General features: G+C 37.1%; 8 protein-coding genes and 1 pseudogene. 7 read left to right on the top strand and 2 right to left on the bottom strand.

Translation table 11 applies throughout. The features are described 5' to 3' along the window. The first annotated feature begins 5 nt into the window (after positions 1–5). Genes ACTQX6_RS03320 through ACTQX6_RS03335 form a run of 4 tightly spaced genes read left to right on the top strand, consistent with a single transcriptional unit; the run spans position 6 to position 1,767 of the window. On the top strand, positions 6–548 hold the full coding sequence (locus ACTQX6_RS03320) for a glutathione peroxidase (RefSeq protein WP_303970816.1): 543 nt from the start codon (positions 6–8) through the stop codon (positions 546–548). Then, positions 545–913 (top strand): hypothetical protein, encoded by a 369-nt coding sequence (locus ACTQX6_RS03325; RefSeq protein WP_303970817.1) that lies wholly within the window; start codon positions 545–547, stop codon positions 911–913. Before ACTQX6_RS03320 ends, ACTQX6_RS03325 begins: the two co-directional genes overlap by 4 nt. A 39-nt stretch (positions 914–952) precedes the next feature. Next, positions 953–1,447 (top strand): GNAT family N-acetyltransferase, encoded by a 495-nt coding sequence (locus ACTQX6_RS03330; RefSeq protein WP_303970819.1) that lies wholly within the window; start codon positions 953–955, stop codon positions 1,445–1,447. A 2-nt stretch (positions 1,448–1,449) separates the two neighbouring features. After that, complete coding sequence (locus tag ACTQX6_RS03335) at positions 1,450–1,767, top strand: rhodanese-like domain-containing protein (protein ID WP_117446119.1); 318 nt, start codon at positions 1,450–1,452, stop codon at positions 1,765–1,767. A gap of 5 nt (positions 1,768–1,772) precedes the next feature. Here ACTQX6_RS03335 and ACTQX6_RS03340 read toward each other — a convergent pair. After that, positions 1,773–2,404, bottom strand: a pseudogene (locus ACTQX6_RS03340) (YczE/YyaS/YitT family protein). Between the two features lie 111 nt (positions 2,405–2,515). Here ACTQX6_RS03340 and ACTQX6_RS03345 point away from each other — a divergent pair. Then, positions 2,516–2,845 (top strand): hypothetical protein, encoded by a 330-nt coding sequence (locus tag ACTQX6_RS03345; RefSeq protein ID WP_117446122.1) that lies wholly within the window; start codon positions 2,516–2,518, stop codon positions 2,843–2,845. 301 nt (positions 2,846–3,146) lie between these two features. Further along, positions 3,147–3,704 carry an ECF transporter S component gene (locus ACTQX6_RS03350; RefSeq protein WP_320863078.1) on the top strand — a complete coding sequence of 186 codons (558 nt, stop codon included), beginning with the start codon at positions 3,147–3,149 and terminating at the stop codon, positions 3,702–3,704. Between the two features lie 70 nt (positions 3,705–3,774). On the opposite strand, the gene typA is transcribed toward ACTQX6_RS03350, so the two are convergent. Further along, positions 3,775–5,604, bottom strand: coding sequence for a translational GTPase TypA (gene typA, locus ACTQX6_RS03355; protein WP_195222135.1), 1,830 nt, complete (start codon positions 5,602–5,604; stop codon positions 3,775–3,777). A gap of 102 nt (positions 5,605–5,706) precedes the next feature. Between typA and ACTQX6_RS03360 the strand changes: the two genes are divergently transcribed. Further along, a complete protein-coding gene (locus ACTQX6_RS03360; protein WP_195222136.1) occupies positions 5,707–6,447 on the top strand; it encodes an esterase family protein in 741 nt (246 codons plus the stop codon). Positions 6,448–6,948: the final 501 nt, after the last annotated feature.

Below are 6,948 nucleotides of genomic sequence, written 5' to 3' on the forward strand. Positions count from 1 at the left end.
ATGCTATGAGTATTTATGAATATGTTTTGGAAACGGGAGAAAATAAAAAGCTTCAACTGGAAGAATGGAAAGGGAAAGTAATTTTGATTGTTAACACCGCAACAGGTTGTGGCTTTACACCACAATATAAAGATCTTGAGTCGATGTATGAGGAATTTCATGAGAAAGGTTTGGAAATTTTAGATATACCTTGTAACCAGTTTGCCAATCAGACACCTGAAAGTGATGAAGAAATTCACCAATTCTGCACATTAAAATACAATACACAGTTTCCACAGATGAAAAAATCGGATGTGAATGGGCCTGATCAATTGCCTTTGTATGCCTACTTAAAATCACAACAAGACTTTAAGGGGTTTGGAAAAGGCGTTAAGGCCATGGCCATGAATGCGATGTTAAAGAAAATAGATAAAGACTACAAAAAGAATCCGGATATTAAATGGAATTTCACAAAGTTTTTGGTCGATCGTCAGGGACATGTCGTTGCCCGCTTTGAACCAACAGAAAAAATGGATCTCATCAAAGAAGCGATACAGAAATTATTATGAAGCAAAAAACACTGCAGTGGATAGAAACATTCTTGTTTCTGGTTTTAAATTTATCGATCTTTTATGCCGGTGCTGATCATCCGGTACCCAAAGGATTTATTTGGCTTGTACTGTGGATTGTTCTGATAAGCCTTTTGCAGCATATATATTTAGGATGGTTTTTAAAAGAAGTTCGTAAAAAGGATTTTTTATGTCTTCATTTATTCGTTTATATAGGTATGGGAATCATATCTCTTTTCTATCTAATACATGGAAGAATTTATAGAGAATATTTGTTATTTGTATTTTTTGTTCTGGGGATATTTGTCCTGTACGGCTTTGTCTTTTATGTGATCAATCGATGGTTAGCTCGTAAGTTTTTATGATAGGTATCTCTAATCAAAAATATTTGTTATACTAAAATCATGTTGAAACAGGAAAATGTTAAGATCCGAAAAATACGGCCGCAAGATGATTTGACTTTAGCCAAAATTATCCGAAATAGTCTGAAAAGTGTACATTTAGATCAGTCGGGTACAGCATATTTTGATGAAAATCTGGATCATTTAAGCCAGTATTATCAGAAAGAAAACCGGTGGTATTGGGTTTTGGAGGCAAATCAAAAAGTGATGGGTGGTATAGGTCTGGAGCGCTTTGTGTATTTTCCCAGCTGCTTAGAAGTTCAAAAGTGTTATTTATGCCCGGAAGCCAGAAATAAAGGATGGGGATATCGATTGTTGGAAATAGTAGAACAGGAAGCAATTCAAAAAGGGTATGAGATGTTGTATCTGGAAACACATTCGATATTAAAACCGGCTATAGCCTTATACAGAAAACAAGGCTTTCAGGAAATAGAGCGTCCTGCCTGTATAGTTCATAGTAAAATGGATCGTTTTTTTATCAAGAGATTGGAGGCATAACCATGCGATTAAAAAGCTTATTTCAAATTGATATTGATGCCGGAATTGAAGTCTATAAAATGGCAAAGAATGGAATTCTTTTAGATGTAAGAACAAATCAGGAATATGCACAAGGACATATCCCTGAAAGTATAAATATCGATTTAGCTTCTTTAGATCAGGTTTTAGAAAAGATACCGGATAAAAAAACACCGGTCTTTGTTTATTGTCGAAGTGGAGCCAGGAGCAGCCGTGCTGTTCGACAAATGAAAAAAGCCGGTTATTTTGATGTAACAAACATCGGTGGTATTGAAAACTATCATGGTAAGCTGGAAAAATAAGCGAATCAGGAAAACTTTTGTTCTAAGTGAAGAATATTTCGTACACCATTGACAAATAAACCGACAATCAATGCGGAAATAATGGTTCCAATGCTTAAACCGTTTAGATGTCCAAAGAATAGAAAAGATAGTAAGAGTGCGATACCCATTAGTGTGGTATCAAATGCGACCTTTGTTTTACCGAAATTCGTGTGAAATGTATCGGAAATGGCTTGTATGGCACCTTCGCCGGGTACAAACATAATTTTAGGTGCAACTTCAAAATTAATACCTATAGCTAGAACCAGACAGCCAAGAATCAAAGTGAGCATCTGTATCCAAATGCTGAAAAGCTCTAAAAAGGAAAGCAGGCTCATACTAAAATCAATGGAACTGCTAAAGAGAATATTGACACCAAATTGCAAGCATTGCAGGGCTTAAAATCTTTCTTGAGCAAGATGATTTGCACAAGGATAAAAAGTGAATTGACCCAAAAAGTGGTCATTCCAAAAGAAAACGAAGGGAATTGTAAGGATAGCACATAAGGAATACTGGAAATAGGAGATGTTCCTAAAGCGCCCTTTGTGATCAAAGCGATACCGAAAGAGTTGATCAAAACACCAATGATAAAATATAACCATTTTTTGATAAAATCCATAAGGCCCCTCCCCCTGTGTATTTCAGCACAAAATTGTTAGTTAAGAATTAACCGGTTTTTAACTTGTTTTTGAGACCGAAACAGTCTATCCTGTTAGGAGGAGGGATGAAAATGATTAAAAATTTTCCAAAAAATGAGGCGGTTCAGCTGCGGAATATGCTGATGTACAGCCCTAGTCAGTCTTTGACGAAGACATTTGTTGATTCACCTGATTTTTCCATGATCATGCATTCATTATGGCATGATGGAGAAATGATCTTACCGGCAGATGATCGCGACATCTTTATTACTTGTATGGAAGGAGCCTTAATAGTTTCCTTACAGAATAAAGAGCTGTATATCGTTCGTCAGGGGGAATCGTTGTTGATCGAAACAGATCAAGAGTATCGAATCATCGCAAAACAGAACTGTAAATTTTTGATTATCAATACCAGAGATTAATGTTCAGAAGAGTCCGGATGGGCTTTTTTTTATGGTAACTTTTTTATCTTAAACATGAAAAGAAGTATAGTTGAAGATTGTTTCTAATATTGTCTTTATATATAAGTATTCCTTTTAGGCATAGTTTTTTAATGGTTATAGGTATTTTGAATCCATCAATAATTGTGGTAAGGTAATCTTGTAAAGATATTTGATTCTATGATGAGATGGATGATTTTTATGCGATAAATATCATTCATATGACTCTGAAATAGCACAAAATTAAATTTTGAATGTTACTAAAGAAAGGGAAAAGAACAAAATGAAAACGATACACAAATTAACGTTATCTGCTTTATTTTTGGCGATAGGATTTGTGTTTCCTTTTTTTACCGGACAGATTCCGCAAATTGGAAGCATGTTATTACCAATGCATATACCGGTATTTTTATGCGGATTGTTATGTGGATGGGAGTATGGACTAGGTGTTGGCCTGATCTTACCGATAGTAAGAAGCTTGGTTTTTGGAATGCCGCCATTATTTCCAACGGCCATCGCAATGGCATTTGAACTAGCTACTTACGGTGGTGTGATTGGTTATGTGTATAACCATGCGAAATGGCAATGCATCAAACAACTTTACATTGCCTTATTTATCTCCATGATTGCCGGAAGAGTGGTATGGGCCATTGCTACCTGTCTATTAGTAGGAGTATCAAATGTCAGTGCTATGATGTTGATCAATGGAGCTGTCTTGACCGCAATATCAGGCATTGTCGTTCAATTGATCTTGATTCCAATGATCATGGCTACGTTGGATAAAACAAAAGTAGTTCCATTCAAAAAGCTGCCTGAAGTATCTAAAACACAAACGATGTAAACCAGTCAATGCGACTGGTTTTTAATATGCTATAAAAAAAGAACCGGTATGTTTTACCGATTCCGTGTTATTACTTTTGTGCCATTTTTTCACGATATAAGGCTCTACGATCTTGTGCTGTAAGTCCTTTTTTGCGGATGCGGATCGCATCGGGTGTCACTTCTACCAATTCATCATCATTGATCCATTCCAAAGCTTCTTCGAGAGAAAATACTCTTGGCGGTGTCAACAACATGGCTTCATCACGTCCGCTGGAACGAATGGCGGTCAGCTTCTTATTCTTCAAAGGATTGACATCCATATCGATATTCTTGGCAGATTCGCCAATGATCATACCTTCATAGACTTCTGTCTGCGGACCAATAAATAACTGTCCTCTTTCCTGCAGATTCCATAGTGCATACGTCATTGCGGTTCCTGTTTCCGTAGAGATCATAGCCCCTTGCATACGCTGGGAAATCTCACCTTTAAATGGTTCATAACCGCAGATTCGCCGTACTAAAGTTCCTTCTCCGTGAGTATCGTTGATGAATTCATTTCTAAATCCCAACAATCCGCGTGTCGGTACCTGATAGGTGATCTTGACATAGCCGTTTTCTTCTTCCATGTTTTCCATCACACCTTTTCGAAGATTCAGTTTGTTGATGATAGTTCCTGAATATTCTTCCGGTGCCAGACAAACAACTTCTTCGACTGGTTCTACTTTTACACCGTTTTCATCTCGATGTAAGATAACTTCCGGCTTACTGATGGCTAATTCATAACCCTCACGGCGCATATTTTCAATCAGAATGGAGATATGCAGTTCACCACGTCCGGAAACTTTAAAACAATCTGCACTGTCAGTTGGTTCTACTTTAAGACCTACGTTGACTTCCAACTCTCTTTCCAGGCGTTCCTTGATGTTTCGACTGGTTACATATTTTCCACTACGTCCGGCAAAAGGACTGGAATTGACATGGAAGTTCATAGATAGTGTCGGTTCTTCAATGGGAATATGATCCATTGGTTCTACATGATCGATATCACAAATCGTATCACCGATACTGATATCCGGCATACCGGCAATGACAACGATATCACCACTTCTGGCTTCTTTTACGCTTGTTCGAGAGAGTCCCTTATATACGAATAAGTTGGAGATGGTTTCTTTTTTCTCAAGGCCGTCCTGATTACAACGAATATAAGGAGCTCCTTGTTTTAAGACGCCGGAATAAATACGTCCGATTCCTAAACGACCGATGTATTCATCATAAGCCAGAGCTGAAACCTGCATACGACAAGGTTCATCATCTAAATCCGGATATACATCACAATGTTTTAAAATGGTATCAAACAAAGGTTCGATATTTTCGCTTGGTGTATTTAAATCGTATTGTACGATTCCTTCGCGGGCAATTCCATAAAGGATAGGGAAGTCCAATTGTTCATCATTGGCATTTAAGTCTAAGAATAATTCATAAACTTCATCGACAACTTCTTCGGCACGTTGATCATTTTTATCAATTTTATTGATCAATAAAATCGGCTTTAATCCGATTTCCAGAGCCTTACTTAACACAAAACGAGTTTGCGGCATTGGACCTTCACTGGCATCAACCAATAGGATAACAGTATCTACCGTACGAATGATTCGCTCTACTTCACTGGAGAAATCGGCATGGCCTGGAGTATCGACGATGTTGATCTTAACTCCATTATGGATCACAGAGCAGTTCTTGGAATAGATCGTGATACCACGTTCTCTTTCCAGGTCGTTGGAGTCCATGATACAGTCCACCACTTCTTCATTATCTCTAAAAACATCACTTTGTCTTAAAAAGGCATCTACTAATGTACTTTTGCCGGCATCGACATGGGCAATGACGGCTATATTTAAAATCTTTTCTTTTTCTGCCATAAGTTCACTCACTTTCCGTAAAAAACAGAACAATTATAATGCAGAGTTGATAAAAAGACAATTGATTATGCTATAATGAGGCCGGAATAGAGAGGTTTTATTATGCAGATTCGTTATTTCCGAGAGTATTCTCATTATCTGGATCGATTTATGGAGTTTAAAATGTATGGACATGCCGGCAAGCTTTGTTTTGTTTTCCCATGTCAGGATGGACGTTTTTTTGAATGGGAAGATCGTGGTATGTTTGAACTTGTCAAAGATTTGGTTGAAGAAGGATGTATTCAGTTTTGTACGGTCGATTCCATTGATAAAGAAACTTGGAGTTCTTTTGGAGATACACATCATCGTATGTGGCTGCAGGAGTGCTGGGTACAATATATCATGGAAGAGCTTGTGCCAAGTGCTTTATGGAAGGCCGGACTTCCACAGGATGAAAAATGCATGACATTAGGTGCCAGCATGGGTGGTACGCATGCGGCTAACTTATTTTTTAGATTTCCGGATCGCTTTGATAAGGTGCTGGGAATTAGTGGTGTTTATGATATGAACGAGTATTTCCATGGCGTTTATGATGATAATTGCTACAACAATGATCCATGTGCTTATCTGGCCGGTATGGACCCATCGCATCCGTATGTTCAAAAATACAATGAATCGCAGATTATCTTTACGGTTGGACAGGGAGCATGGGAAGATGTTTGTAAGAACTCATTACAGAAATTATCTAAGATCTTATATGAAAAGGGAATTCATGCCTGGATCGATTTCTGGGGATATGATGTGAATCATGATTGGCCTTGGTGGGAAGTCATGTTACGATATTTTCTGCCAAAGATGGTATAGATCTTATTTAGATTTTCATTTACGAATCACTGATATTGAATTAAATGGCACAACCTACAAAATATATAAGTTGTGTCTTTTTTATATTTTTGCTTGTGACAAGCGACTAAAAAAGAAAAATTTTATATTCTCCAGGGCAATGTCGTTTCAAAAAGATTTTGGAATTGATATTAAAAAACATGACAATATCGCCATATGGCAGGAATAAAAATAGATTAAAATCTTGGTGAGTATATTTGTTTATTCACAGATTTCTTTAATTGTTGTTTCGTGTAGCCTAATCATCGCATTTTTTCCTTGATTCTCTTTGAATTTTTTAAGTACAGTTCTGTCTGGTATTCCATAAAGCTATATATAGGCAAAAGGGTATAAAAAAAGATGCCATATAATTGATCTGGTCCCTGTCAAGTGGACACATTAAATAAGTAAAAATTCTTGCCCAATTGGTATTATGCTGATTGGGCTTTGTTTTTAAGTGATTCCTTATATTTTGATATTCTA

This window comes from Faecalicoccus sp. LCP19S3_E2 (genome assembly GCF_052121255.1).
Taxonomy (GTDB): domain Bacteria; phylum Bacillota_I; class Bacilli_A; order Erysipelotrichales; family Erysipelotrichaceae; genus Faecalicoccus.

Bases quoted from the DNA above. Each gene is read 5' to 3' on its own strand.
- ACTQX6_RS03325 (WP_303970817.1), top strand. From the start codon at position 545: ATGAAGCAAAAAACACTGCAGTGGATAGAAACATTCTTGTTTCTGGTT.
- typA (WP_195222135.1), bottom strand. From the start codon at position 5,604: ATGGCAGAAAAAGAAAAGATTTTAAATATAGCCGTCATTGCCCATGTC.
- ACTQX6_RS03320 (WP_303970816.1), top strand. From the start codon at position 6: ATGAGTATTTATGAATATGTTTTGGAAACGGGAGAAAATAAAAAGCTT.
- ACTQX6_RS03345 (WP_117446122.1), top strand. From the start codon at position 2,516: ATGATTAAAAATTTTCCAAAAAATGAGGCGGTTCAGCTGCGGAATATG.
- ACTQX6_RS03330 (WP_303970819.1), top strand. From the start codon at position 953: ATGTTGAAACAGGAAAATGTTAAGATCCGAAAAATACGGCCGCAAGAT.
- ACTQX6_RS03335 (WP_117446119.1), top strand. From the start codon at position 1,450: ATGCGATTAAAAAGCTTATTTCAAATTGATATTGATGCCGGAATTGAA.
- ACTQX6_RS03350 (WP_320863078.1), top strand. From the start codon at position 3,147: ATGAAAACGATACACAAATTAACGTTATCTGCTTTATTTTTGGCGATA.
- ACTQX6_RS03360 (WP_195222136.1), top strand. From the start codon at position 5,707: ATGCAGATTCGTTATTTCCGAGAGTATTCTCATTATCTGGATCGATTT.